General features: G+C 44.8%; 25 protein-coding genes and 1 pseudogene. 20 read left to right on the top strand and 6 right to left on the bottom strand.

Features of this window, described 5'->3' with window-relative positions:
• Nucleotides 1-136 precede the first annotated feature (136 nt).
• The 3 genes from QUA50_RS24725 to ltrA all read right to left on the bottom strand — a co-directional run bounded on the left by QUA50_RS24725 (nucleotide 137) and on the right by ltrA (nucleotide 4,291).
• Nucleotides 137-517 carry a XisI protein gene (locus QUA50_RS24725; RefSeq protein WP_333267729.1) on the bottom strand — a complete coding sequence of 127 codons (381 nt, stop codon included), beginning with the start codon at nucleotides 515-517 and terminating at the stop codon, nucleotides 137-139.
• A 213-nt stretch (nucleotides 518-730) separates the two neighbouring features.
• Nucleotides 731-2,164, bottom strand: a complete 1,434-nt coding sequence (locus QUA50_RS24720) for an ABC transporter substrate-binding protein (RefSeq protein WP_333267731.1) — start codon at nucleotides 2,162-2,164, stop codon at nucleotides 731-733.
• A 279-nt stretch (nucleotides 2,165-2,443) separates the two neighbouring features.
• Nucleotides 2,444-4,291 carry a group II intron reverse transcriptase/maturase gene (ltrA, locus tag QUA50_RS24715; protein ID WP_333267733.1) on the bottom strand — a complete coding sequence of 616 codons (1,848 nt, stop codon included), beginning with the start codon at nucleotides 4,289-4,291 and terminating at the stop codon, nucleotides 2,444-2,446.
• 1,514 nt (nucleotides 4,292-5,805) lie between these two features.
• Here ltrA and QUA50_RS24710 point away from each other — a divergent pair.
• The 5 genes from QUA50_RS24710 (at nucleotide 5,806) to QUA50_RS24695 (ending at nucleotide 8,743) form a co-directional block, all read left to right on the top strand.
• Complete coding sequence (locus QUA50_RS24710) at nucleotides 5,806-6,717, top strand: heme A synthase (RefSeq protein ID WP_333267735.1); 912 nt, start codon at nucleotides 5,806-5,808, stop codon at nucleotides 6,715-6,717.
• Nucleotides 6,718-7,024: 307 nt separating this feature from the next.
• The gene (locus QUA50_RS24705) at nucleotides 7,025-8,002 is read left to right on the top strand and encodes a heme o synthase (RefSeq protein ID WP_333267737.1); all 978 of its coding nucleotides are present in this window, start codon (nucleotides 7,025-7,027) and stop codon (nucleotides 8,000-8,002) included.
• 244 nt (nucleotides 8,003-8,246) lie between these two features.
• Nucleotides 8,247-8,486, top strand: coding sequence for a hypothetical protein (locus QUA50_RS24700; protein WP_333267739.1), 240 nt, complete (start codon nucleotides 8,247-8,249; stop codon nucleotides 8,484-8,486).
• On the top strand, nucleotides 8,483-8,587 hold the full coding sequence (locus QUA50_RS29320) for a type II toxin-antitoxin system RelE family toxin (protein WP_445243192.1): 105 nt from the start codon (nucleotides 8,483-8,485) through the stop codon (nucleotides 8,585-8,587). The genes QUA50_RS24700 and QUA50_RS29320 overlap by 4 nt, the downstream gene beginning before the upstream one ends.
• An 18-nt stretch (nucleotides 8,588-8,605) precedes the next feature.
• Entirely contained in the window at nucleotides 8,606-8,743 is a 138-nt protein-coding gene (locus tag QUA50_RS24695; protein ID WP_333267740.1) for a type II toxin-antitoxin system RelE/ParE family toxin, read from the top strand.
• 23 nt (nucleotides 8,744-8,766) lie between these two features.
• Here the strand turns inward: QUA50_RS24695 and QUA50_RS24690 are convergent, their stop codons facing one another.
• Nucleotides 8,767-9,069 (bottom strand): DUF433 domain-containing protein, encoded by a 303-nt coding sequence (locus tag QUA50_RS24690; protein ID WP_333267742.1) that lies wholly within the window; start codon nucleotides 9,067-9,069, stop codon nucleotides 8,767-8,769.
• Nucleotides 9,070-9,195: 126 nt separating this feature from the next.
• Here QUA50_RS24690 and QUA50_RS24685 point away from each other — a divergent pair, with 126 nt between their 5' ends.
• The 7 genes from QUA50_RS24685 to QUA50_RS24655 all read left to right on the top strand — a co-directional run bounded on the left by QUA50_RS24685 (nucleotide 9,196) and on the right by QUA50_RS24655 (nucleotide 12,355).
• Nucleotides 9,196-9,444: a DUF433 domain-containing protein gene (locus QUA50_RS24685; protein WP_333267745.1), complete on the top strand. Its 249-nt coding sequence runs from the start codon at nucleotides 9,196-9,198 to the stop codon at nucleotides 9,442-9,444.
• Between the two features lie 192 nt (nucleotides 9,445-9,636).
• Complete coding sequence (locus QUA50_RS24680) at nucleotides 9,637-10,053, top strand: hypothetical protein (RefSeq protein WP_333267747.1); 417 nt, start codon at nucleotides 9,637-9,639, stop codon at nucleotides 10,051-10,053.
• Nucleotides 10,054-10,227: 174 nt separating this feature from the next.
• On the top strand, nucleotides 10,228-10,404 hold the full coding sequence (locus QUA50_RS24675; protein ID WP_333267749.1) for a hypothetical protein: 177 nt from the start codon (nucleotides 10,228-10,230) through the stop codon (nucleotides 10,402-10,404).
• Between the two features lie 195 nt (nucleotides 10,405-10,599).
• A complete protein-coding gene (locus QUA50_RS24670; RefSeq protein ID WP_333267751.1) occupies nucleotides 10,600-10,779 on the top strand; it encodes a hypothetical protein in 180 nt (59 codons plus the stop codon).
• A gap of 56 nt (nucleotides 10,780-10,835) precedes the next feature.
• Nucleotides 10,836-11,087 carry a hypothetical protein gene (locus QUA50_RS24665; protein ID WP_333267753.1) on the top strand — a complete coding sequence of 84 codons (252 nt, stop codon included), beginning with the start codon at nucleotides 10,836-10,838 and terminating at the stop codon, nucleotides 11,085-11,087.
• A gap of 18 nt (nucleotides 11,088-11,105) precedes the next feature.
• Entirely contained in the window at nucleotides 11,106-11,798 is a 693-nt protein-coding gene (locus QUA50_RS24660; protein WP_333298911.1) for an SRPBCC family protein, read from the top strand.
• A gap of 182 nt (nucleotides 11,799-11,980) precedes the next feature.
• On the top strand, nucleotides 11,981-12,355 hold the full coding sequence (locus QUA50_RS24655) for a signal peptidase I (RefSeq protein WP_333267757.1): 375 nt from the start codon (nucleotides 11,981-11,983) through the stop codon (nucleotides 12,353-12,355).
• 127 nt (nucleotides 12,356-12,482) lie between these two features.
• Here the strand turns inward: QUA50_RS24655 and galK are convergent, their stop codons facing one another.
• A complete protein-coding gene (gene galK, locus QUA50_RS24650) occupies nucleotides 12,483-13,568 on the bottom strand; it encodes a galactokinase (protein WP_333267759.1) in 1,086 nt (361 codons plus the stop codon).
• A 278-nt stretch (nucleotides 13,569-13,846) separates the two neighbouring features.
• Between galK and rsmA the strand changes: the two genes are divergently transcribed.
• Nucleotides 13,847-14,668 carry a 16S rRNA (adenine(1518)-N(6)/adenine(1519)-N(6))-dimethyltransferase RsmA gene (gene rsmA, locus QUA50_RS24645; protein WP_333267761.1) on the top strand — a complete coding sequence of 274 codons (822 nt, stop codon included), beginning with the start codon at nucleotides 13,847-13,849 and terminating at the stop codon, nucleotides 14,666-14,668.
• A gap of 297 nt (nucleotides 14,669-14,965) precedes the next feature.
• Here rsmA and QUA50_RS24640 read toward each other — a convergent pair.
• Nucleotides 14,966-16,492: pseudogene (locus tag QUA50_RS24640) on the bottom strand (sensor histidine kinase).
• Between the two features lie 90 nt (nucleotides 16,493-16,582).
• On the opposite strand from QUA50_RS24640, the gene ispE reads away from it, so the two are divergent.
• From ispE to metH, 7 genes are all read left to right on the top strand, one after another.
• On the top strand, nucleotides 16,583-17,560 hold the full coding sequence (gene ispE, locus QUA50_RS24635) for a 4-(cytidine 5'-diphospho)-2-C-methyl-D-erythritol kinase (RefSeq protein WP_333267763.1): 978 nt from the start codon (nucleotides 16,583-16,585) through the stop codon (nucleotides 17,558-17,560).
• Between the two features lie 182 nt (nucleotides 17,561-17,742).
• The gene (locus QUA50_RS24630) at nucleotides 17,743-18,096 is read left to right on the top strand and encodes a DUF3082 domain-containing protein (protein ID WP_333039267.1); all 354 of its coding nucleotides are present in this window, start codon (nucleotides 17,743-17,745) and stop codon (nucleotides 18,094-18,096) included.
• Between the two features lie 75 nt (nucleotides 18,097-18,171).
• Nucleotides 18,172-18,798, top strand: coding sequence for a DUF488 domain-containing protein (locus tag QUA50_RS24625; protein ID WP_333267765.1), 627 nt, complete (start codon nucleotides 18,172-18,174; stop codon nucleotides 18,796-18,798).
• Nucleotides 18,776-19,228 carry a DUF488 domain-containing protein gene (locus QUA50_RS24620; RefSeq protein WP_333267767.1) on the top strand — a complete coding sequence of 151 codons (453 nt, stop codon included), beginning with the start codon at nucleotides 18,776-18,778 and terminating at the stop codon, nucleotides 19,226-19,228. The genes QUA50_RS24625 and QUA50_RS24620 overlap by 23 nt, the downstream gene beginning before the upstream one ends.
• 107 nt (nucleotides 19,229-19,335) lie before the next feature.
• Nucleotides 19,336-20,022 carry a dual OB domain-containing protein gene (locus QUA50_RS24615; protein WP_333267769.1) on the top strand — a complete coding sequence of 229 codons (687 nt, stop codon included), beginning with the start codon at nucleotides 19,336-19,338 and terminating at the stop codon, nucleotides 20,020-20,022.
• 99 nt (nucleotides 20,023-20,121) lie between these two features.
• The gene (locus tag QUA50_RS24610; RefSeq protein ID WP_333267770.1) at nucleotides 20,122-20,877 is read left to right on the top strand and encodes a hypothetical protein; all 756 of its coding nucleotides are present in this window, start codon (nucleotides 20,122-20,124) and stop codon (nucleotides 20,875-20,877) included.
• 547 nt (nucleotides 20,878-21,424) lie between these two features.
• Nucleotides 21,425-24,577 (top strand): methionine synthase (gene metH, locus QUA50_RS24605; protein ID WP_333267772.1); only part of this gene is annotated, 3,153 nt, incomplete at its 3' end.

Genomic DNA, 24,577 nt, shown 5'->3' with positions numbered 1-24,577 from the left:
AAAAACTCATCTTAAATGGAGCTAGAGGATATCGATCGCACTTGTTCTTTGCGGGCGATCGATTATTCAGCAAACCCAAATTAGAGATTTTAGCTTAGGAGAAATTATCCCTAATCATCAATCGATTAAACCTAATTTATATAGCAGAAGCTGAGGGCGATTGTTCGCAAATCGCTTCCCCTGTCCCAAAATCAGTAAACTGGCGTATTTCCGGTTCATGGAATGCTAAAACAATATCTTCTTTAGGCACTCCCAATTCGACGAGTTGGTTCGCAATTCCGACTTCACTACCGTCATTCTGAATCCGAATTTTTCCACCCTTGATGTCAAGATGCAGAATACAGCCAAAATCGCGTTTATTTCCACGCCAACCAACATACAGCAATTGATAATGATCTTGCTCAGCATCGAAAAGAGTTTGCACTTCGTATTCTTGGGCATTGCGTTGTATCGAAACGCGCGATCGCCGTTCTGAAAGTAGATGACGAATGTATTGCCGATATTGCTCTATAGCCATTGAACAATAACCTCCTGTTGCACATCATAAATCATCGCTCTTATTGGATAGTTTGTAAGGTGCGTCGCTGTTAGATTGTCGATTTTTATTGATGATTTTAGATGCGACGCACCCTACAGCTAGTCATCTTGTATTGTAATAAGCACTTCTGCTTGACAATCTAGAGAATTTACTACTGAATATTATCACCTATATTTTGCACTCGCCAATAGTTTACAAACCAGATATCGGCACAAATTCGTAACCGTAACTGGTGCGATTTCCGGGTTTAACAGTTACTAATTGAACTGCGCGATTGCGATCGCCCGAAGGTAAAAACCGAATCGGGCCGGATGCTCCATTTGCCGAAAAATCTGACGCCGATAACGCTTGTTGAATGCCTGTACGAGTCGGATTGCGCTCTAAACCGGCAATTAACGCGATCGCCGCATCGTAGGCTAAAGCTGTGCGCCAACTTACTTCAGCATTCCAAAGTTGTTTGGATGTTTGGGGAAAGTTGGACTGCGGATCTGCGAGAATGTGCCAAGGAACAGCCAGCACCATATCTGTTGCTCCTGCGCCACCGATTTGCAGTGTTTTAGCAGTATAAGCACCGTCTCCCGCTAGTAATGGCAGCCGTTTGGCGTTTACTTGCACTACTTGCAAAGCTTGGTCGATCGTGGCTGAATTGGATGCTAACATAATGACTTCTGCTCCTTGGGCGATCGCACTTTTAACACTATCAGCGGCATTAAAATTGCCCTTAGCAAAGTCAAATTCTGATACTATTTGTCCGCCATCTCCGTAAACTGCAGTAGTGAATTCATCTTTTAAAGATTTGCTGTAACTGCTGGCAGAATTAAAAAATACAGCAGCTTTTTGCTTTTGCAATTTTCCCACCATATAGCGCGAAAGAGCATTAGCCGCAAACCGATCGCTCGGCACAGTCCGAAATGTATTTTTGGCAGATCCTGAGAGCTGCACAGACGTACTTGTGGGAGAAATTGCTACTAATTGTTTTTGCTGGTAAATCTTGCTGGCTGCTAGCGTTGTATCTGAACCAAAATGCCCGATTACTCCTATAATCTCCGAATTATTTGCTAAAGCAGTAGCAATTTGTGCCGCCATTTCTGGGTTGTTGTCATCGTTAGAAATTAGCACTTTTAATGGAGTCCCGCTAACGCCGCCTCTTTGGTTGATTTCATTTTGAGCTTGAGCTACGCCCCGCATAATTTCTAGAGCAGCATTGAGATCGCCGCCAATGGGAACTGCGGCGGCAATTGTGTAGGATTTTTGCTCGCCGATGCGGGCGTTGTTGAGGTAAATTAGTGCTTCGGGATCGTTGCGATTAGCTTGCAGGGAAGTTTCCAGGTTGGCAATAGCTGCGCTGTAGTTGCCAGATGCGATCGCGCTAACTGCTGCTTGTTTGGTTGTTGTTGCTGGCTCTGGAATTAACAGTTTTTGTCCGGCACTCAAACGCTGCTCAATTGACTGTTCAGACTGCGGGGAATTTCCTGTCGGAGACTTGGGAAATGTCTGATTTTGGGGTGATAAACCTCCGAGATTGATGCCGCCTCGGCTTGTGAGCCACCAAATACCTGCACCGGCTAGCGCGAGCGTAATTAGGATCGATAAGATGAGAACAGCAGTTTCATTTTTTTGTGACATAAATTTACATTTTTAGATTTTTGAAATAACCAAGTCATTAGTCCTTAGTTATTAGGATCGAGTAAAAAAAATTGACCGAGGATAAAAAGTGATTTTAACTTGGCGATCCCGAATTCATGTAGGGTGCGTCAGATAAAGTGATTCGATCTATCAATTGACGATCTCGGAGCTGAGGCACCATGCAAGCCTAAAATCCAGTAGTCAGGTAGGGTCGAAAGAAGATGTTACCATCTTCTCCCTCCCATTCGGAACCGTGCGTGAAACTTTCGCTTCACACGGCTACTCGGGTGTCCTCTTGTCATTTGAGGGCTTCCCTTTCTTCCGACTTGTTTGAGGTTTCTTTCCTGAAGATACGAATTCCAGGTTATGTTTCCTAATTAATTCCAGGTCGGCTTTAGTTTTAACATCGTGACAATGCCGATGCAATAGTTGAAGATTTTTGTACTCATCCTTGCCTCCAATGGCTCTGGGGACGATATGGTCAACTTCCATTACATCTTCATTTCTGAAAATAAATTCGCAATGAGGGCATTTCCCTTTCTGCCATTTCAGGAGTTTTGATACCCTACTTGGCAAATCAGGATTCTTCCCCATTCTGGAACTCCAATAAACTAGGTCCTCATCGTAAGGACTTTTATCTCCTTTAACTTTCACATAGTCGGTGCTGCTACACTCGAATTCTCTATGCTTTAGTAACCGAAGGGGGTTCGCTCCCTCTTCTCTGGTTGAGAATGCCCAGTTATCACCGCCAATAGAATGCCAATACAGTTGATGTCCTGCATTGATGTTTCCACAACGGCGTTTTGCCCAACGTCGAAGTTTCAGGTATGTGAGGTTATCTTGTTTAGCTAGTTCTCCAACGGTTTTAGCGTCGGAGTTTGTATAAAAAGAAGTCCATCCCCTTATTACAGGGTTTAAGTCTCTAATTAACGCCGATTGTGGCGATGAGATATGTTTTTTGATGATTCTTCCGATTTCCTCTTGGTGAGCCTTACTGGACTTCTTATTTGGGGTAATGAGTGTGTTAAAACCTAATATCTCACGGTGCAGATTTAAACTGCTCCGATGTTTTCCAGCAGGGTATTGCTGAATGTGATGACCTAAAAAGTCAAAACCAGCTTTACCATCCTCACTTAATTCATTTTTGAAAGTGTGAGTTAGCCTCGTCTTCTCAGGTTTTAATTCTAGACCCCTGCCAGCTAACCATTCCGAGATTATCTCTCGACATCTTTGGACTACGAGCTTATCTCTGTGTAAAACCACGAAATCATCAGCATATCTGATGAAGCTCAAGGACATTACTTTGTGTCGCCAGTCAAGTTGATAACCACGTTTATCTTTCATGTCTATGGTTTTGGCGTATTCCATGAGTGTATTTTCAAGCCCGTGGAGGGCGATATTTGCCAATAACGGAGAAATGACCCCGCCTTGTGGCGTACCCTCAGATGTTGCAGTGAATACTCCATCGTCAATTACTCCAGATTTTAGCCAGGATTTTACTTGTCTCCTGATTTTGCCTTTTATGTTCAACTTTTGGAGTAGTTCATAATGGTTGATGCGGTCAAAACACTTAGCTATATCTGCATCTAGTACAAACTTCGCTTTATGTTGAATACAGAGTTTAATCTGCTTAATCGCATCGTGGCATGACCTGCCCGGTCTAAAACCATAGCTGTTTGGCTCAAAAATTGCCTCCCATTCCGGCTCAAGTGCGGATTTTACTACGGCTTGTAAAACTCTGTCATATATTACAGGTATCCCCAGTGGGCGTTTTTCATTACTTCCTGGTTTTGGTATCCAAACTCTTCTAGTCGGTTTGGATTTTCCGGTTAGTTTTAATTCCCTTGCCAGTTCTAGACGAGCTGCTGGGGTTAAGCTTTTTAGCCCGTCCACTCCTGCCGTCTTTTTACCAGTGTTATCCTGAGTGACCCTTCTTACTGACAAAATCCTATTAGACCAAGACCTCATCAGCGTCTTCTGAAGTTGGCGAACTTTCTTGACATCACCACAACGGTTAGCCGCGAAAATGCGTTTTTGCAACTTGAAAACATATCTTTCGGCTTGACGCCAATTAATAGCTTTCCATCCCTCTGTATTTGTTGACAAATCAGATTTAGGCTTGTTCATTACTAATTGCACCTTTTCACTTAACCACCTTCGCGGTTTACGTCAGCATATCCTGGGCATTACCCCATCCCTTTTTCGGCATTACCTGTTATTTCAGGTTAGGCATTAGCTTCTTAAACCATCCCAGCCTTTCGCAGCGTGTAGCCTGACAACCTACCTCAACAATTGTTCTTTGAAGAGGAGCATACAAAAGGATTACTTCGTTCCTACTATCCATTGATTAAATCCGTTAGGGTTTGTCTTTCCGCCGGGGTTCTAGGTGGTGCGCTATCTCGGTTGTAGAAGTCTGATAGTCCTTACCCTTGTCAGATGTTCCTGACCCAGAAGTTCAGATTTCTCTGAGAGAGCTTATATCCTCTGGCAATAAATTACGACGGTTGTATCGACAATTTGCTAGCTTGCGCTTCTACCCCACGACTTCATTACTTTCGTAATGTTTCGGTTATAGGATTTTTGCTTGCGGTGTCGGTATTCAGCTATCCCGATAGTCCGCGTTCACCCCCGCTTTACGCAAAGGTTGTCAATCTTTGTGTAGGGGAAACCAGATTTATTTCTGGTTCTTTGTGTGCTTTCAATCACGCACCATGATGTCAGGACTTGGTTTATTTTGGATTTTGGTTATGATGTTGGCTTGCACCTTTATCTTTCCCCTTTTCCCCTAGTTGTCTTAGCTAGATGCTTGACTAGGTTTCCTCACCTGCATGAATAGTAAGTTGTCGGCGGTGGGGGATTAAAGTGCGATCTCTAACCCTTGCTTGGGTTTACCCCATCGCTGCTAGCCATCCCCCCTTTCAGGTTTCGGCTAAAACGAATCGCACCTACTCCCTTATTATATGCGATCGCCCGGACATGATATAATTCAGTAACATGGGCATAGTAAAAATAGCGATCGCACTGTTTAGTCTGAATGCCTTCAAGGTGGTTCCACCAGAAAAGTGGAGGAATTTTTATAAGTTACCGATTCAAAGATTAGCGAACCCTACCCTGCAAGAGCGCTACTTCCTCCATTCCAAATTTAGTTAAGCAGGCAAGAAATGATAACTGGTGGATTAGATAAAACGCTGAGTGTTGGAACTGAATTATACAATCTGAGGTGAGTAAACCTGAGAACTACCTTGAAAAACACCTAGGGGCTAACTCTTCAGTCCTGTATTTAGTTACAAATTTTTACCTTAAAGTTTGGTATATATCATAAACCTTTTAAAAAAAGCTTTTCTTAATTATATCTTTATTTTTGTCCGCGAGTGGGACTGGGAGGGAGGCTGTAACAGCAAAGGGTTCGGTAAAATAATTAAAGTTTGTTGAAATTTATAAAAATAGCTGCAATACTTTGTAATGTAAAGAGGAAAGTTGAAAAATATCTAAAGACAAACTAATTGGATTGCGATGTCGCTAAAGTAGTATATATGACGGTTTGTCACAGAAAAAGAGTGTTAAGCTCGGCTAAGCTCAGCCAAAGTAAAAGCTCGCTATTTCATTAAGTTCGATCGATAACAAAGGCTAAGGTAAAGTTCATGGCAAACTCAGTTTTAAATCAGCCAAAAGCAGCAGGAGTGCAGTGGCAGCCAAAAGATATTATCCGCGGTCTAGTGTGGAAAATTGCGATCGCAACCTGGCTGTTAATGGCAGTAGGCAGCGCCACGCGAGTCATGAATGCGGGGCTCGCTTGCCCCGACTGGCCGCTGTGCTACGGTCAATTAATACCGGCAGCGCAAATGAATTTGCAAGTATTTCTGGAATGGTTTCACCGATTGGACGCTGCGGCAATTGGCTTAAGCGCGATCGCACTTTTAGGACTATCTTTGTTTTACCGCAGCAGCCTGCCAAAATGGCTGCCTTGGGCGAGCGCCGGAGCACTATTTTTAATCGTTTTTCAAGGCGTATTGGGCGGCTTGACAGTAACCCAACTGCTGAGATTTGACATCGTTACCGCTCACTTGGGAACAGCTTTACTATTTTTTGGCGCCCTGCTAGTCATCGGTTTCATGCTAACTCCCTACGAAGCTACAGGAAATGCCGGCAAATTGGCTTGGGTAAGTTCGATCGCAGCATTATTAGTTTACCTGCAAAGTTTGCTAGGAGCATTAGTAGGCTCTAGATGGGCACTGCATCAATGTTTGGACTCCTCAGAATTGTGCTCGGTAATGAACAGCCACATCGCCGGTATCGTACCAGCTACAGCAGCGACTTTAGCCGTAGCAGTCATGGCTTGGCGGCAGCCTGCACTGAGTCCAAATTTGCGAAAACTGGCTAACTGGGCGAGTGTTTGCCTAATTGCTCAATTAGTTCTGGGATTAGCAACTTTCCGGCTGCACCTTCAGGTAGAACCGCTGACAGTCGCCCACCAAGCAGTCGGTGCTGCAATGCTTGGAACCCTGATAGCTTTTAGTGTTTTAGCTTGGCGGGATCGAGTTTTATCAGCTTGAGAGTAATATCGTGTCCGGTAGCATCGTTGTTATTATAATCCAAGGTCTTGTAGGGGCGGGTTGACCATGGTTCTCGATAAAAGCCAACAGTTTCATAAACCCGCCCCGCCCATACAAGCACCAATCAACCGGACACTCTCTAAAACGCATATTTATCTATTCCTTGAGTAAGAGAGGGCTGATTTATCTCAAGTCGGTGGGGCCGGGTTTATTAATCCTTTTAGCTACGGCAGATATCTCTCGTAAAACCCGCCCCTACGAACCAATGACAACTAACTGACAACTGAAAACTAACAACTAATAACCGATGCAAGAAGTTCTTACAAACAATAGCCCCCGTCTCCACGAAAACTTTTCGCAAGTCGTGAAAAGTTACTATCAACTAACAAAACCCAGAATTATTTTACTGCTGCTAATCACTACCTCAGCAGGAATGTGGATGGCGGCTAAAGGAGAAGTAGACCCGCTATTGCTGGTATCAACTATTAGTGGAGGTGCTTTAGCTTCTGCGTCTGCGAATACGATTAATTGTGTCTACGACAGCGACATCGATTATATTATGGAGCGCACCCGGTGGCGGCCGATTCCTTCCGGGCGTGTCAAGAAGCGGGATGCTTTAATATTTGCGATCGCCCTAGCTACAATATCCTTTACATTGCTCACAGTTGTTGCCAACTTATTAGCCGCATTGCTAGCAATGTCAGGCATCGTTTTCTACGTTCTAATTTACACCCACTGGCTGAAGCGTCACAGCGTGCAAAACATCGTCATCGGCGGTGCAGCAGGGGCGATTCCCCCGTTAGTTGGGTGGGCTGCGGTAACGGGAGATTTGAGTTGGGGTGCGTGGCTGCTGTTTGGGATTATATTCCTGTGGACACCGCCGCATTTTTGGGCATTAGCAATGATGATTCGCGACGAATACAAGGAAGTAGGCGTCCCGATGTTACCGGTAATTGAGGGCGACGAAGAGACAGCCCGCCAAATTTGGATTTACACGCTATTGATGATTCCTGCAACTTTGCTGCTAGTTTATCCCCTGCATTTAGCGGGCGCGGTGTATGCGGGAACAGCTATTTTCCTCGGTGCTATTTTTGCCCAAAAAGCTTGGTTGCTGTTGCAGACTCCAGAGGATAAGATTGTGGCGCGATCGCTCTTCAAATACTCGATTCTGTACCTGATGCTATTGTGCGCCGGAATAGTGGTTGACAGTTTGCCTGTGACTCATAACTTTACTACTGCTGTTGTACAAAATGTCCAAACTTTGATTAGTGCAGTTGTGATGTAGTAATCAGTTAAATTGCCATGATTAAAATGAAGCCCGCATCTTGCGGGTTTTGTTTATGGTAAAATAGCAATAGTCATTCTTCCATCTGCGTAAATCTGCGTAAAACTGCTTTAATCTGCGGTAAAAAAAAGAGCGAAAGAAGATGACAGAAACCATTTAGCTAAATATAAAATCACATTCCAGCTACTTTGATCATCTTGAATAAATATACTAAGTGTAAAATTAAAATAGGAGGAAAGTTCTGATGGCTGAAAATACTGTGAAAGTAGACATCTCATTTCAATCACTGCTGGAAGCTATTTCGTCACTGGGAATTGCTGAAAGATACAAGATATGGGAATTTTTGGAAGCTGAATTATTCCCGAATGAGGACGATTCTCCAGAAGACATTGCCGAAATTGAAGCGGCCAGTGCTGACTACAAAGCTGGAGATTACACAACTTTCGATCGATATATGGCCGGGCGGGCAAATAAATCGACATGACTTACACTATCCTTACCCCTAAAGCTGTACAAAAGCAGCTAGATGCCCTGCCCAATGATGTCTGCGATCGTATCGCTGTCAAGATTTTGCAACTTGCCTAAAACCCGCGCCCAGATGGGGTGGTAAAGCTCAAAGGTGCTGACAATGAGTACCGTATTCGGATCGGTGATTATCGCGTTCGTTATGAAATCGGCGATGAAGAACTAATCATTCTCCTATTACAATGCAAACATCGGAAAGATGTTTACAAAGCATGATGTTTCTTCACCTATTATCTCACTCATGCTTCTTTACCAAAGTTGCTGTAGAAAGCTTCAAAACGCTTGGCTTCGGCTGCTTGATTAATCAAATCAGTTTCAATTTCTTTGGTGTTGGCATGATAGTAGGTGAGTGCGGCGTAGACTTCGGCGAGGGTGAGATGAGAAATGCGATCGCAAATATCTTCAGCATTCAATCCTCGCTTGTACCAGGAGACAATCCGGCGAACGGTAACGCCTTTACCGAGGATGTGGGGACATCCACCATGCAATCCGGGAGTGCGTGTAATGAGCGTACCAATGTCAATAGATACTGCTGTGGTCATAAACTATGGAAGTTTGAAGGGACTGATCTCTATTACAGCATAGCGATCGCAGAATTATATCGTGGTGTGAGTTTGGGGCGATAAATGATATAAGCTAGAGACAAAGGTTTTAAACAATTTTAACTAATGCCAGCATCCGTTGCTTATCTGTTTGACAGAATCACGGTGAACCCAAGACAATGTGGCGATCGTCCCTGCATCCGGGGAATGCGGATTCGAGTCATCGATATCCTAGAATTGCTAGCTGCTGGTTTGAGTTTTGAGCAAGTTCTCGAAGAATTGCCAGACTTGGAAATTGAGGATATCAAAGCTGCGCTTCTGTATGCAGTTCGCAAACTCGACCATCTCGTTTTAGCCGCATCACAATTTGGTTGAATGCTCATCTATCGCCAGCGATTGCTGTGTGGATTAGTGATACTTTTGGTGAAATACATTAGCGATCGGCGGTATTTTTCTATTCTATTGGGTATTGTACCGCAACTGCGATACAATTATAAGTTAGCTTGACAAAAGCTCAAGTATTGATCGAGGGAAGATTAAGAAAGTGTGTGAGGTAAATTGTTGACCATGACTGTTAGTGATTGGATTCAAGCAGGTTCTCTCTTTTTAGCCTTAGTTGCACTGATCTTTCAACAACGTCAGCAACTAGACCAGCAACGTCAGCAACAGCGCCAAGAGTTTGAGCAGAGGAACCAGTCTCTTGAGCAACAACGCCAACAGGTTGAACAAATGCAGAGATCAGAAAAAAGGATAGAAACTAAGTTAAAAATATTTTTTATATGCCAGAAAATTCCACGGTCAGATGAAGAAATCATTAGAAATTATAAGAGTATGAATCCTACCGAACAAGTAGATGAGATAGAAATACGAAAAGCATTATACGAAATGTTGAATGATGAAACCCTTCGTTACCGAACAAATGGGACGTTTAAAGCGCGTATGAATAAGGCTAAGGAAGATCAAAATGATGATGATGATATCTAGAGATTTACTGAGGAATAAATTACAAAGCTAACAAGCGCGTGCACTCGGAACGGAGGTATACGCTATCGGTTATGGATGCAAATATTATCGCCGTCCGGTGACGCGCCAGCCGTTAGACCGCTAAATCTGAGTTGGGTAGTGGCTTGAAGGTATCTATCAAATTCCAACCCAAAGGTGAATGCTATACAAGCCAAACTTCAAGAAAAACTTTCTCCTGCTGATGCCGAAGTCATTTTGAGATGCTTGCCAGAACGAATTCAAGCGTCTCCGATCGCGCGTGCTGCGGAAATTGAATATCCGATCGCCATTTCGATCGCCATTTCGATCGCCTTCTCGACACAGAAGCATTAGGTTTCGTAGATTGCCAACCAGGACGCGGGCAGTAAAAGCGACAAGAGCTTTAAACCCCCGTTTTAGTTCGAGGATGAAAAGCTCTACAGCAGGCGATCATTACTTTAGGCAGACGCAGGGGCCATGTCAGGAGAGATACATTTTAAAAAATCGGTTGTTTTTATTACAAAACCTCTTAGCAAAGGAGTTTCAGCGGTGAACTTAATATCTGTAGAGGAACTCAAAGCGCTGGTACAACAATCTCCAGGATTGTGCGTCTCTATTTATATGCCAGCCGCTCAAGGAACAGAAATTCAACAAAATCCGATTCGATTCAAAAATTTAATCAGAGAGGCTGAACACAAAATAGTAGAGTACGGATTCGAGCGGAAATAAGCGGTGGCATTGCTAGAGCCAGTCCGAGCAGAAGCAGCGATAAAATTGCTGCCGATTTGAAAGAAGCTGTTTCGGCTGCTTATTTTGGACGGGTCGATCGACTGTTTGTTGCTCTTGGCGTTCAGCAGTGGGGTACTTTTAATCCCGATACGAACGCGGTGCAAATCCACCCAGATGCAGAATTGGGCGACGAAGATTTGTTGAATGCGGCAGCAATTCAAACTATTCTCAACGGCGGAACTGTTTACGCGGTGCCGCCGGAACAAGTGCCGGCCGAGGCGCCTTTAGCTGCTATTTTCCGCTATTAATTTACCAGGTTTAAACCAATGGAATCTACTTCAATGACAAATTCCGATAAACAAAACCAAACTAACAGCGGTGATACCGAACGCTGGGCATCTTTAATAGGCGGCGGGGCGCTGGTGCTTTTTGGTTTGTCGCAGCGTTCTTTGAGAGGTGCTTTGCTGGCGGTTGCGGGCGGTGGTTTAGCGGCCCGTGGTCTGGGGGTTGTGGAGGGTTTGCAGTCAGCGGCAGATCCCAATCAAAGCATTAAAGTTGAAAAGACGGTGACGATCGACAAACCGGCTGATGAATTGTACCGTTTGTGGCGCAATTTTGAAAATTTACCTCGGTTTATGAAGCATCTCAAACACGTTGCGGTAATAGATGAAAAACGTTCTCACTGGATTGCCAGCGCGCCGATCGGCAACAGTGTAGAATGGGATGCAGAGATTGTCCGCGAAGAAGAAAATCGCTTGATTGCTTGGGCGTCTGTTGAAGGATCTGATGTTGACAATTCTGGCTTTGTGCGCTTTCAACCCGCACCAGCGGGACGCGGTACAGAGGTAAAAGTTGTCCTCGAATACAACCCTCCGGGCGGTGCAATTGGTGCTGGCGCTGCTAAACTATTTGGGGAAGCTCCCGAACAGCAAATTGCAGATGATTTGCGCCGCTTTAAGCAGTTGATGGAAGCTGGGGAAATAGCGACTACGGAAGGTCAATCTTCGGGCAGGAAGTAATAAGTTAGATTACTCCCCCCGATTTAACTCACATCTTGCACAATTCTCAGAACAGGCAAGATGCCTGTTCCACAAAAAGTCAATTTCTTGTAGGGTGGGCATCCTGCCCGCCCCTAAAAAGCTGATGGAAAATGGTGCAATATGTCAGATATAAGCATCTTTGTTGTTTACCTGATTAGCTGATGTCATCTCAAGTGGTTTTCGGAAATGCGGGCGCTGAAGGTGCAAGTCGCGGCGGTTGGTTTGCGGGTCACTTTATGACGCCGGAAGACGACGCGCGATCGACTTCTGTGTTAGAGGTAAAATGGGGCACTCACCCCGCCGGAGATTGTAGGACTCAGTGGGCGGTAAATGCGGAAGCCACGACGCTTTCTATCCTGGTAAAAGGCCGGTTTCGCCTGCAATTTCCAGAGCAAGAAATCTTGCTTTCTCGCGAAGGAGATTATGCTCTCTGGCTGCCGGGAGTGCCTCATTATTGGTCGGCTGAGGAAGATTCGGTAATCGTGACTGTGCGCTGGCCTTCCCTGTCGGGAGATAGTTCTGGCGTTAAGAATTAAGGATCGTGAAATAAATAATTTACACTCTTGAAAGTGGGATGGGCGTCCCGCCCGTCCAGAAAGGACGGGCGGGACGCCCATCCCACAAGAACCATCACGCATTGTACTTTTTTGAGAACCGCTGTATTTAATTCTCATTCCTCACTTTAACTTCGGGAACCAAAACACGGCCGCTATAACCTGCGCGCTGGTAGCGATCGATCGCCTCTGATGCAATAACACCGGCTTTCCCACTCTCCACCAGCGCTACGCAAGCACCTCCAAAACCTCCGCCCGTCAGCCTTGCGCCGAAGACTCCGGGGATTGACTGCAAGATGGCTGCCAGCGTGTCTACTGCCGGTGTCGAAACTTCGTAGTCGTCGCGCTGACTCGCGTGGGAAGCATTCATTAACTCGCCAAAACGCTCTGCTGGCAAAGATTTTACCGCTTCGAGCACGCGGTTGTTTTCGGTAACGACGTGTCGCGCTCGCTTTCTGAGAGGTTCCGGCAATACTTCGACAGCTTGGGGGTCGGCGATATCCCTGAGAGCTTTAACTCCCAATATCCGCGCGGATTCCTCGCACTCGGCGCGCCGCTGGTTGTAGCCGCTTCCTGCTGCTAGTTGGTGGCTTTCGCCACTGTCAATTATTAAAATTTCTGTGTTTGCGGGGAAAGGTATCGGGCGGCATTCGAGGCTGCGGGTGTCGATAAATAGCATGGTGTTGGTGTCTGCTAAACTCGACGCCATTTGATCCATGATGCCGCAGTTCAAGCCGGCATATCGGATTTCGACTTGCTGTCCGATTTGAGCTAGCCGCACGTCGTCTATGGGGAGGTTCAGTAGGGCGCGCACTCCTCTGAGGGTGGCTATTTCTAAAGCGGCGCTGCTGGACAAACCGGCTCCGATCGGCACAGTCGAGGTAATGTAGAGATTTATTGGCGGTATTTTGTATCCTTCTTTTTCTAAAAGTCTGAGGCAGCCACAGATATAAGTGACGAATTTTTGCGGTATGGTATCGTCGTCTGAATAATTTATGAGCTCGTCATATTCTGCTGAATAAAAATGGTGGCGATCGTCGCTGCTGAAGCCGATTTGTACTGTTGTGCGTTGGGGAATCGCAGTTGGAAGTACAAATCCATCGTTGTAGTCTGTGTGTTCGCCCAGCAGGTTTACTCTGCCGGGGGCGCTGGCTGTGGTTTTGGGTAATGTACCAAATACTCGTTGGAATTTCATTTTTGGGGAAATGGTAATTGGTTGTTGGTTATTTATTATTGGTTATTGGTTATTGGTTGTTTGGAAAAACTGCTATCCGTGTATCCGTGACTTCGGTGTCGTGCTGTTGGTAATTTGGGAAGAAATAAATTTATTTTTTATCGTTTATCTTTACTATAGTGCCCAAGTTTTTTGGTTAATTCAACCCATGTTAACAAAAATAAACATCACCGTAGGTTGGGAAAAGATATTGAGCTGTGATAGAATGACAGGCTAAGATTTCTCCAACAATTCAAAAAATGCGATCGACCAGACCCCGGAAACAGTTTGCTCAACATTGGCTCAAAAGCGAGAAAGCCTTAGATAAGATTGTGAAAGCGGCTTCTTTGGATGGCGATCGCGTCCTGGAAATTGGGCCGGGCACGGGGATTTTGACTCGACGCTTGCTGCGTGCGGCTGAGTCTGTTGTTGCTGTGGAGATCGATCGAGATTTGTGTCTCAAGCTAGCCAAACAACTCGGCAAAACCGACAATTTTTTACTGCTGCAAGGCGACTTCCTGGAAATGGACTTAGATGCTGAACTAACAGCATTTCCCAAATTCCAAAATCCCAATAAAGTTGTTGCCAATATTCCTTATAATATTACCGGCCCGATTCTGCAAAAACTACTGGGAACAATATCTGTTCCTGCGGCTAAACCCTTCGATGCGATCGTGCTGTTAGTGCAGAAAGAAGTAGCCCAAAGGCTTTACGCTAAACCGGGTTCGACAGCTTTTGGCGCTTTGTCGGTGCGGGTGCAGTATTTAGCAGAATGCGAGTTAATTTGCGATGTGCCGTCTAAAGACTTTTTTCCTCCACCAAAAGTCGATTCTGCTGTCGTGCGGCTGCTTCCCAGACAGATAGAAACTGCGGCGGTTAATCCGCGCTATTTGGAGAATTTAGTTAAGTTGGGTTTTGGTAGCAAGCGCAAGATGCTGCGAAACAATTTGAAAGGGGCTGTGGACTTAGATAAACTGGTTCAATTGTTAGAAGAGTTACAGATAAATCCTCAATCTCGCGCTGAAGATTTAAGCGTGGAGCAATGGGTAAAGTTGAGCAATAATATTATGTGCGATGTTTGAAGCTCAGGAGTGTGTTAGATACCAGAATTCTTAAAGAAGTGGCGTATCTGGGAATTCTTTTTTTATCAGGACTTACCATCGGGGCCCAGAAACCGGGTTTTTTACCGAATCTGCGGTCTACAACGAGTCATCGGGGCCCAGAAACCGGGTTTTTTACCGAATCTGCGGTCTACAACGAGTCTTTTCGTAAAAAAACCCGGTTTCTCAACAATCGTGCGTAAGTCTTATTTATGAAAAACGACTCTCCTGCCTGACTACAAATTGTTTAAATTAGGTTTTTTGTGCATTTTTAAAGCTTTATTGCAGGCTAATCGGAATTTTAATAATAAATTCTGCACCTTGACCCGGTGCAGAAATACACTGCAATTCGCCTTTATGTCTTACTGTGATAATTTGATAGCCAATCGATAAACCCAATCCCGTGCCTTTACCTACTGGTTTAGTGGTAAAAAATGGATTAAATAACTGCTTCATCACCGATTCTGTTATTTCTGGCCCGTTGTTGCTAATTCGGATTTCTACCACTTGAGTGTCTAAAACTTTGGTATAAATTTTGATGCTGCGGGGATTAGCTTCATTGGCTGCAATCGACTCGCGGTGGCTGTCCTCTTCTAAAGCATCAATAGCATTAGCAATGATATTCATAAATACTTGATTTAGCTGTCCGGGATAGCACTCTATTCGGGGTAAATTGCCATATTGTTTGATAACTTGAATATTCGCCAAACCGGGCTTAGCATTCAATCTGCTTTGCAAAATCATGAGTGTGCTGTCAATTCCTTCGTGAACGTCGGCTAATTTCATTTCTGCTTCGTCATGGCGCGAAAAAACTCGCAGCGACTTGACAATACCAAAAATGCGATCGGCCCCGTTTTTCATAGAAATTAATATTTTGGGTAGATCGTAGATAATAAAATCTAAATCTACAGACTGGAGTTTTTCTTTAAGTGTGGGTAGGGGATTCGGATACTGTTCTTGATAGATATTCACCAATTCTAGCAAACTATCGGCATACTCGCGAGCGTGAGTAACATTCGCGTAAATAAAGTTAATCGGATTGTTGATTTCATGAGCAACCCCAGCGACTAATTGCCCCAAAGATGACATTTTTTCGCTGTGAATTAGCTTTGATTGAGCCTGCTTCAATTCAGACAATGCTTGTTCGAGCTGTTGAGTTTGAAACTTCAATTCTGCGGTGCGTTCCTCAACTCGGATTTCTAATTCTTCTTTAGCTTTTTTTAGTGCAGCTTCGGCTAATTGGCGCTAGATAATTTCCGATGCGAGGAGTCGGTTTGCCAATTCTAAATGTTGAGTTTGAGACTTTAACTCTGCGGTGCGTTCCTCAACTCGAATTTCTAATTCTTATTTAGCTATTTTTATTGCAGCTTCGACTAATTGGCGCTAGATAATTTCAGCTTCTAGGAGTCTGTTGGCGGATTCTAACTGGGCGGGACTGGGAAGTGCTAGGGCTTGAGGCATTAAGTCTACCAAAAGTATGGCTGTAGCAAAGGAAATAAGGGCAGTAATTGCTTTCATTGTTCCGGAAAGCCAATAGGTAGGATGCCAAAGTGTCCACAGTTCAAATATGTGAGTGATGCCACAGGCGACGATAAAGGCTCCAAACAGGCCAAAAATCCAATTAAATGGCAAATCTTCGCGTTTGGAAATAAAATAAACCAATGTAATTGGGATCGAGAAATACGCGAGTGCAATGATTGAATCTGAGGCTAGGTGAAGCCAGACTAATGGGGTATGCCAGAGATAGCAGTGGCCGTGAGGAATAAATGGCCCGGAAGTAAAAAAAGTTTTCCACATTTCCTGCATAATATTTCCTTTGAGTTGTGAGAAAATGGACTCGGACTGGTGTCAATTAATTTCAACCAGGGGTTTCTTTCACCTGCGGCTTAATCACCTATGCGTTCATATTCTCTGTTAGCTTCAGCAAAAATCAATCTGTATTTGGAAATCATAGGCGATCGCCCCGACGGATATCACGAACTGGCGATGGTACTTCAAAGCATAGATTTAGCCGATCGAATTGACTTGCGCGCGATCGGTACGGACACGATTCGCGTGCGCTGCGATCACCCGCAAGTCCCTCCTGATAAGAATAACTTGGCCTACCGGGCGGCCGATTTGTTGGCGAAGCAATTCCCCGATGCTTTGGCGAAATACGGCGGAGTCGAGATTGCCATTCACAAGCAGATTCCTGTGGCGGCGGGGCTTGCCGGCGGTTCGGCCAATGCGGCGGCGGTTTTAGTCGGGATGGATTTGCTGTGGCAATTGGGACTTACTCAGTCGGAGTTGCAAGAGTTGGGGGGAACTTTGGGTTCGGATGTGCCTTTTTGCATTGCGGGAGGTACGGCTTTGGCAACCGGTCGCGGAGATAAACTGTCGCCGCTGCCTGATTTGGGTGGCTTTTTTGTGGTTTTGGCAAAGTACCGCAACCTCAGTATTTCTACGGCATGGTCGTATCAAACTTATCGCCAGCAGTTCAGTAGTTCCTATTGTGCAGCGGAAGATTTGGAGTGCCGCCGGCAACGGCTGCATTCGGGCCCGATGGTGGGGGCGATCGCCCAAAAAGATCGATCGAAAATTGGTCAATTGCTGCACAACGATTTAGAAAAAGTTGCTTTGCCCGTGTATCCGCAGGTGTTGCAGTTGCGGGAGGCTTTTGAATCGGCGGGGGTTTTGGGAACTATGATGTCGGGTTCCGGGCCGACGGTGTTTGCGCTGGCGGAGTCTTCACAGCAGGCTCAGCAGGTTTTGGAACGGGTTAAAAGTGCGATCGCCTCTCCAGATTTGGATTTTTGGGTAGCACAGTTTAGCAATACTGGGATTCAGATTTTTTCGGAGGGAAACGAGACGAAACCGCCGATTTCGAGGGTGTAACTCGAAGAGGGTGCGATCGCGATCCCCCGTTAAACCTGTCTAACAGGCGAGGGTAAAGATTAATCTAACTTTTCGCAGAGTCGATTGAGATCGAAGAACTGATAATATGTCATGAACACCGATTTTAGTTTTGGTAAATTAACCAGAAATCTAAAATCTAAAATCTAAAATCTAAAATCGCCATGACTGATTTAACTAATCCCAATTCTACTTCTAAACCTCTGAGTTCGGCTGGAGATGCAACCTCTGCATCTTCCACGCCGCCGACGATTTTGCGGTGCGTGATGGGTTCGCTGATCGCGGGCGGGTTTGCGGCGGCTTTGTACGCGCTAACTTTGTCGATCGTCCAAACTTTTGCAAATTCGCCCATTCATTCTGACAATGTGACTGCGATTAATATTGGCGCGGCTGTGCGAACTTTAGTCATGGGGATTGTGGCTTTGGGGGCGGGTGTTTTTGCTTTTGCATCTTTGGGTTTGATGCTGCTAGCTGTGCAACTTGTGATTCAAAAGTTGCTAAAGAAACCTACAGCTTGAAGTCTACCAATTGCCAGAATTTGGCTACACAAACTTTCATCCGCAAGGCAAAGACGGAATAGTAAGATCGAAGCAATGGAATTATTTACGATCGGGCACTCCAATCTGAGTATTGAAGCGTTTGTTTTGCTGCTGCAACAACACGGAATTACGGCGGTTGCGGACGTGCGATCGCATCCTTTTAGCCGCTATTTACCTCATTTTAATAAATCAGAAATTAAAGCTTCTCTGTCAAGTGTTGGCATTCAATATGTTTTTTTAGGCAAAGAGTTGGGCGCGAGACCAGAGGATTTAAGCTGCTACGATACTAGCGGTAAAGCTTTATACGATCGCATAGCAGCAACTCCTCTATTTTCCGAAGGAATTCAGCGCTTGCTCAAAGGCGCAGCCAATTATAAAATCAGTTTAATGTGTGCGGAAAAAGACCCGATTACGTGTCATAGGACTATTTTAGTTTGCCAGAAACTCAGAGAATTTAATTTACAAATCAATCACATTCTTTCAGATGGAAATTTAGAATCGCACCAACATTTAGAAGAAAGACTTTTGAGCAAGTTTAACAAAGGCAAAAAAAATAATGAGCCAATTCAGCTAAGCTTGTTTGAATTAGAGCCTCAAGTTAAACAGGAAATAGTTGATTTAGAAACAGCTTATTATCGTCACGGATTGGAAATCGCTTATGTCACAAAAGAAAGCAATTAATTTATTTACAATTGGTTTTACTCAAAAAAGCGCCGAGCAGTTTTTTGATACTTTGATGAAAGCGGGAGTCTGCAGGGTGATAGATACGCGGCTGAATAATGTGTCGCAGTTGGCAGGTTTTGCTAAGCGGAAAGATTTAGAGTATTTTTTGCGAACCATTGGCAATATTGAGTACCTTCACATTCTGGATTTAGCGCCAACTCAAGATATTTTGGATGATTATAAAAAGAAAAAGGGAGATTGGGATGTTTATGAACAGAAGTTTTTGGAGTTGATGGGCGATAGACAAATTGAACACAAGGTTTCATCGGATATTTTAGACTGCGGGTGTCTGCTTTGTAGCGAACCAAAACCTCATAATTGTCACCGCCGCTTAGTTGCTGAATATCTCAGCAAGAAGTGGAAAAATGTCACAATTAATCATCTTTAATATTTAGTAAGGTGCGTCAGATAGGAGATTTTCACTCATCGTCCTAGAGCTTCGTCTGACGCACCCTACCACTAATCTAAAATCTAAAATCTAAAATCTAAAATCGAATGACTCGGATAATTTGTCTCGCTAATTCCTGGAAACGCGGCGACAGGTGCATAGCCGGAATTAATGAACTTCAAGGTAAGTGGGTGCGTCCTGTTTCAGACTTACCAGATGGCCAAATTCCTAAAGAAATGCGGCAGATAAATAGACTGGAACCCGCGTTGTTAGATGTTCTAGAAATTCCTCTGGCTAAGACGGGGCCTGACTTTGGCTTTGAGTGTGAAAATCTTTCTGTTTTACCGGGAAAATGGCGGCAAGTAGGGAAAGTTCCGCCAGCATATTTGCTGAAATATTGCCAGAGTCAAGAATATATTTTGCACAACGATTTGCGATATGTTACGGTGGAATATATCCAGTCTTTGCCAAGGTGCGATCGCCTAACTTTGCAATTAGTCAAAGCAGTAAGATTTACGGTAAAAAAGCTAAGTCAAAGATTTGAAGGTGGTAATAAATGGGAAGGATCTATTGTCACGCAGCATGGTCAAAGATTGACTGCAACAATTACCGATCCGGTGTTTATTAGAAAGTTAGAATTGGGGTATCTACCGCAAAAAGCTTGTTTGGTAACAGTGAGTTTGAGTATGCCTTGGCGGCCGGATGATTGGGAGGGAGATGACCCTTGTTGGAAGTTGATTGCGGGTGTGGTAGAGTTCCCGGAAGGTCTGGTTGATGATGAAGTTTTGTTTTGACAAAAATGGGAGATCGATTATTTATTTCTTTTTATTTACCGCAAAAACTCTGTTCGTGCTATAATTCTGCGGGACTGTAGCAGAAAGGGGTGCTTTTTTATGAAAGCAGAATTTTATTTTGACTGTCACAAATATATTTGCAGTTTAGTTCAAGTAGATTTTGTCAAAGAATTAAAAATAAAAAATCATCAAGGTTTTGTTTTGGCTGTTAAGCAAGGACAAAAGATTGGACTTTTGGGAAAAAGTCGCCATAATGCTAAACAAGTTGATGTGTCTAAGCCGCATTTTTATAATGTAATTAAAGCGGCTATGAGCGCTTTGGAATTAGAAACTAAAAATGAGGTGATATTAGAGAGAAATCGAACTCTTGCTGATGCCGAAGAAATGATTCAGCAGCAAAACCGAGAAATTCGCGTTCTCAACGAACAGATTAGAATGCTTGGAACTAAGGTTGAGGAATTGTTAAGGGAAAAGCAGCAGTTATCAATGCAGCTAGTAGAAAAGCAAATCAGAGAAACTGAAATTAGTCAAGAAATTGATAACTTTCCTGCTACCGAGGAAGATTTAGCGGCGGAAATTGAGCAAGAGATTGGAGAAGCTGAAATTATTCAACAAATCGAAGAATTTTCTGTTCAAGGTTCTGGGTTAGCGGGGCAGTTAATCGCCAATCAACACAATGCCGCGGAGATTGAGGAAGAGAAAGAAATCAGCACTGGCAATGTGGAAACTATTGATTTAGAAATTATAGAAGAAGTAGAAGAAAATATTAAACAACTAGAAGTTCAAGGAGACGAAAGTGAAATTAAGCGACTGCCTAAAAGAGCTTCCAACAAAAGGATAAGAAAGAAATTGTAATGCTTTGGTTATATAGGAATCGTCTGCTCATTTGTGAATTTATTACGGACTCCCAGCGGGTTTGGGGTGGGTTGGGGTTGGGTAAAAATAAATGAGTCATTTAGGATTGCTATATAACTCGTTTATTTGTGCCGATCGCATTTTCGCAAAATTCGTCAGCAGTTAAGGAATGAGAATTAAATAACTTCCACTCTTGAAAGTGGAATGGGATCTTATAGCCCGTCATGAGTGGACGGGCGGGACGCCCATCCCACAATAACAATTAAAATTGTAAGTTATTTAATTCGCGATCCTCAGCGAAAAAATCCCTCGCAAGTCGCCAGTTTTCCCGCCGCAGCCTCGCCCACAACAGAATTTTGACAAGAATCCAGGACGATCGCTAAAATTCCAGGTACGATGGCTACGCCCCGGCCCCGGCCTACGAACTATTGTCAGCCGCATTAAATCCTTCAGTAATTAACCATTTGCCAACACTCACATAATTGTTGACAATATTGCACAATAGATAAAATTGTAAATATATAGCACCTGCGTTTTTTTACCGCTTATGAATAGCAGATTCCTCGATCGCCTCCACCACCCCTCGCGCCCCGTCATCGTCTTCGACGGCGCAATGGGAACCAACCTGCAAGTCCAAAACCTCACCGCAGAAGACTTTGGCGGCAAAGAATACGAAGGCTGCAACGAATATCTCGTCCACACCAAACCCGAAGCCGTCGCCAACGTGCACCGGGGATTCCTCGAAGCAGGGGCCGATGTCATCGAAACAGACACCTTTGGCGGCGCTTCCATCGTACTCGCCGAATACGATTTGGCAGATAAAGCATATTATCTCAACAAAACTGCCGCCGAACTCGCCAAGGGTATCGCCGCCGAATTTTCCACAGCAGAAAAACCGAGATTTGTCGCAGGATCGATCGGGCCAGGCACCAAATTGCCAACATTAGGACACATTGATTTTGACACACTCACCGCCGCTTTTACCGAACAAGCAGAAGGACTTTATGACGGCGGCGCTGACTTATTTATTGTCGAAACTTGTCAAGATGTTCTGCAAATTAAATCAGCATTAAATGCCATTGAAGAAGTATTTAAGAAAAAAGGTGCGCGAATTCCGTTAATGGTATCAGTCACAATGGAAGCCACCGGCACAATGTTAGTCGGTTCCGACATCAGCGCCGCCCTCGCCATTTTGCAGCCGTACCCCATAGATATCTTAGGATTAAATTGTGCCACCGGGCCCGATCGCATGGCAGAACACGTCAAATACCTTTCCGAACATTCGCCCTTCGTCGTTTCCTGCGTTCCAAACGCCGGTTTACCCGAAAACATCGGCGGCCACGCGCACTACAAACTCACGCCAATAGAATTAAAAATGGCCTTGATGCGCTTTGTCGAAGACTTAGGCGTGCAAGTCATCGGCGGCTGCTGCGGCACCCGCTACGATCACATCCGCGAACTATCAGAAATTGGCAAAACTCTGACACCCAAAATCCGCGAAATTACTTGGGAACCATCCGCCGCTTCAATTTATAGCGCCCAACCCTACGAACAAGAGAATTCCTTCTTAATTGTCGGCGAAAGACTCAACGCCAGCGGTTCCAAAAAATGCCGCGATTTGCTAAACGCCGAAGACTGGGATGGTTTAGTAGCAATGGCTAGGGAACAAGTGCGAGAAGGCGCGCACATTCTCGATATCAACGTTGATTATGTCGGCCGCGACGGCGTGCGAGACATGAAAGAATTAGTTTCCCGCGTTGTGACAAATGCCACTCTCCCTTTAATGCTGGATTCCACAGAATGGGAAAAGATGGAAGCAGGCTTAAAAGTTGCGGGCGGCAAATGTTTGCTGAATTCCACTAACTACGAAGACGGAGAACCGCGTTTTTATCAAGTTTTAGAGTTGGCCAAAAAATACGGCGCGGGCCTAGTTATCGGTACAATTGATGAAGACGGAATGGCGAGAACCGCAGACAAAAAATTTGCGATCGCCCAACGCGCATATAACGCCGCCGTCGCCTACGGAATTCCCGCGCAGGAAATCTTTTTTGACACCCTAGCATTGCCAATTTCCACCGGGATTGAAGAAGACAGAAAAAACGGCAAAGCCACCATCGAATCCATCCGCCGCATTCGCCAAGAATTGCCCGGTTGTCACGTAATTTTAGGAGTTTCTAATATTTCCTTCGGCTTGAATCCGGCGGCGCGGCAAGTTTTGAATTCCATGTTTTTGCACGAAGCAATGCAAGCGGGAATGGACTCGGCAATTGTCAGCGCCAATAAGATTTTGCCTCTGGCAAAAATCGACCCCAAACACCAAGAAATCTGCCGTAAACTGATTTACGACGAACGGGAGTTTGACGGCGAAATTTGCGTTTACGACCCCTTGGGCGAGCTGACAACGGTGTTTGCGGGCAAAACTACCAAGCGCGATCGGACAGAAGACGCCAGCCTCCCGGTAGAAGAACGCCTCAAGCAGCACATCATCGACGGCGAACGCATTGGGCTCGACATCCAACTCGCCAAAGCATTAGAAACCTATCAGCCCCTCGACATTATCAATACCTTCTTGCTAGACGGCATGAAAGTAGTCGGAGAATTGTTCGGTTCTGGACAAATGCAACTGCCATTTGTATTGCAGTCGGCAGAAACAATGAAAGCGGCAGTTGCCTATTTAGAACCGTACATGGAAAAGTCCGAATCCGGGGACAACGCCAAAGGCACATTTATCATCGCTACTGTCAAAGGCGACGTTCACGACATCGGCAAAAACTTAGTTGATATTATCCTATCAAACAACGGCTACCGAGTGATTAACTTGGGTATTAAACAGTCGGTTGACAATATCATCGAAGCCTACGAAAAGCACAAAGCCGACTGTATTGCCATGAGTGGCTTGCTGGTAAAATCCACCGCATTTATGAAAGAAAATCTGGAAGTATTCAACCAGAAAGGAATCACCGTCCCCGTAATTTTGGGCGGCGCGGCTTTGACTCCCAAGTTTGTTCATGAAGACTGCCAAAATACTTACAAAGGTAAAGTTGTTTACGGCAAAGATGCGTTTTCTGACTTGCACTTTATGGACAAACTGATGCCAGCAAAATCTGCTGGTAAATGGGAAGACTTGCAAGGATTTTTAGATGAAATCGAGGATGATAATGGGGCGGTTAAAGAAGCTAAAGCTGCGCCCGAAACTTCTGTAGAAGATTCCAACAAAGCAGACACTCCTGTGGTGATAGATACCAGGCGATCCGAAGCAGTTGCAGCAGATATCGATCGCCCGACTCCTCCTTTCTGGGGAACAAAACTGTTGCAGCCGGAAGACATCCCCTTTGAGGAAATTTTCTGGCACTTAGATTTGCAAGCCTTAGTTGCCGGTCAGTGGCAGTTCCGCAAGCCCAAAGACCAATCGCGGGAAGAATACGATGCTTTCTTAGCTGAGAAAGTTTATCCGATTTTGGAGGAATGGAAACACAAAATTATCACCGAAAAATTACTGCAGCCGCAAGCAATTTACGGGTATTTTCCCTGTCAAGCTGAAGGCAATTCCCTGCATTTGTACGACCCGCAAATTATGAATGGCGGGCCAACAACAATCAGTGGCGGGCAAGATGCCCACCCCACAACAGAAAGTGGCACAGGCATCTTGCCTGTGACTGCAACAGAAAGTGGCACAGGCATCTTGCCTGTGACTGCAACA

Origin of the sequence: Microcoleus sp. M2_D5 (genome assembly GCF_036701935.1) — a bacterium.
In the GTDB taxonomy this organism is placed as follows: domain Bacteria; phylum Cyanobacteriota; class Cyanobacteriia; order Cyanobacteriales; family Microcoleaceae; genus Microcoleus.
The sequence above is the reverse complement of the archived record's forward strand: the minus strand, read 5'-3'. Positions and strand labels throughout refer to the sequence as shown.

Excerpts from the sequence above, each read along its gene's own strand:
- QUA50_RS24690 (WP_333267742.1), bottom strand. The coding sequence starts at position 9,069 with ATGACCACAGCAGTATCTATTGACATTGGTACGCTCATTACACGCACT.
- QUA50_RS24610 (WP_333267770.1), top strand. The coding sequence starts at position 20,122 with ATGAAAGCAGAATTTTATTTTGACTGTCACAAATATATTTGCAGTTTA.
- QUA50_RS24700 (WP_333267739.1), top strand. The coding sequence starts at position 8,247 with ATGGCTGAAAATACTGTGAAAGTAGACATCTCATTTCAATCACTGCTG.
- QUA50_RS24710 (WP_333267735.1), top strand. The coding sequence starts at position 5,806 with ATGGCAAACTCAGTTTTAAATCAGCCAAAAGCAGCAGGAGTGCAGTGG.
- ispE (WP_333267763.1), top strand. The coding sequence starts at position 16,583 with ATGCGTTCATATTCTCTGTTAGCTTCAGCAAAAATCAATCTGTATTTG.
- ltrA (WP_333267733.1), bottom strand. The coding sequence starts at position 4,291 with ATGAACAAGCCTAAATCTGATTTGTCAACAAATACAGAGGGATGGAAA.
- QUA50_RS24705 (WP_333267737.1), top strand. The coding sequence starts at position 7,025 with ATGCAAGAAGTTCTTACAAACAATAGCCCCCGTCTCCACGAAAACTTT.
- QUA50_RS24625 (WP_333267765.1), top strand. The coding sequence starts at position 18,172 with ATGGAATTATTTACGATCGGGCACTCCAATCTGAGTATTGAAGCGTTT.
- galK (WP_333267759.1), bottom strand. The coding sequence starts at position 13,568 with ATGAAATTCCAACGAGTATTTGGTACATTACCCAAAACCACAGCCAGC.
- QUA50_RS24685 (WP_333267745.1), top strand. The coding sequence starts at position 9,196 with ATGCCAGCATCCGTTGCTTATCTGTTTGACAGAATCACGGTGAACCCA.
- rsmA (WP_333267761.1), top strand. The coding sequence starts at position 13,847 with ATGCGATCGACCAGACCCCGGAAACAGTTTGCTCAACATTGGCTCAAA.
- QUA50_RS24720 (WP_333267731.1), bottom strand. The coding sequence starts at position 2,164 with ATGTCACAAAAAAATGAAACTGCTGTTCTCATCTTATCGATCCTAATT.
- QUA50_RS24620 (WP_333267767.1), top strand. The coding sequence starts at position 18,776 with ATGTCACAAAAGAAAGCAATTAATTTATTTACAATTGGTTTTACTCAA.
- QUA50_RS24655 (WP_333267757.1), top strand. The coding sequence starts at position 11,981 with ATGTCATCTCAAGTGGTTTTCGGAAATGCGGGCGCTGAAGGTGCAAGT.
- QUA50_RS24725 (WP_333267729.1), bottom strand. The coding sequence starts at position 517 with ATGGCTATAGAGCAATATCGGCAATACATTCGTCATCTACTTTCAGAA.
- QUA50_RS24615 (WP_333267769.1), top strand. The coding sequence starts at position 19,336 with ATGACTCGGATAATTTGTCTCGCTAATTCCTGGAAACGCGGCGACAGG.
- QUA50_RS24630 (WP_333039267.1), top strand. The coding sequence starts at position 17,743 with ATGACTGATTTAACTAATCCCAATTCTACTTCTAAACCTCTGAGTTCG.
- QUA50_RS24660 (WP_333298911.1), top strand. The coding sequence starts at position 11,106 with ATGGAATCTACTTCAATGACAAATTCCGATAAACAAAACCAAACTAAC.
- QUA50_RS24680 (WP_333267747.1), top strand. The coding sequence starts at position 9,637 with ATGACTGTTAGTGATTGGATTCAAGCAGGTTCTCTCTTTTTAGCCTTA.
- QUA50_RS29320 (WP_445243192.1), top strand. The coding sequence starts at position 8,483 with ATGACTTACACTATCCTTACCCCTAAAGCTGTACAAAAGCAGCTAGAT.